The sequence below is a fragment of the Exiguobacterium sp. s57 genome, from assembly GCF_018617685.1.
GTDB classification, from domain to species: Bacteria; Bacillota; Bacilli; order Exiguobacteriales; family Exiguobacteriaceae; genus Exiguobacterium; species Exiguobacterium marinum.
In genome coordinates this window covers 1-376 of sequence record NZ_JACSKR010000015.1, presented here as the reverse complement: position 1 = coordinate 376, position 376 = coordinate 1, and the positions used below count along the sequence as shown (strand labels likewise).

Annotated in this window: 2 tRNA genes; both read left to right on the top strand. The window is 50.0% G+C overall.

Annotated features, from left to right (window positions below):
• Positions 1 to 110: 110 nt before the first annotated feature.
• Positions 111 to 187 (top strand) — tRNA-Ile (locus tag KNO98_RS14635).
• A gap of 24 nt (positions 188 to 211) precedes the next feature.
• Positions 212 to 284: transfer RNA gene (locus tag KNO98_RS14630), tRNA-Ala, on the top strand.
• The last annotated feature ends 92 nt before the right edge of the window (positions 285 to 376 follow it).

Sequence of the window (376 nt, the reverse complement as noted above, 5' to 3'; positions counted from 1 at the left end):
AACAAGGTAGCCGTATCGGAAGGTGCGGCTGGATCACCTCCTTTCTAAGGAAAATGCCCATGTGGCATTGCCCATCGTTCAGTTTTGAGAGACCAAACACCTCTCTATGAGGGCCTATAGCTCAGCCGGTTAGAGCGCACGCCTGATAAGCGTGAGGTCGGTGGTTCGAGTCCACTTAGGCCCACCATTTTTATGAACAATTTTAATACACGGGGCCTTAGCTCAGCTGGGAGAGCGCCTGCCTTGCACGCAGGAGGTCAGCGGTTCGATCCCGCTAGGCTCCACTTTTGTTCCTTGAAAACTGAAGATTCATCAAGACATCAAAAACCAATTTCACATATGGTCCATAATGGACCGTGTGTCTTAGACGCTAGAT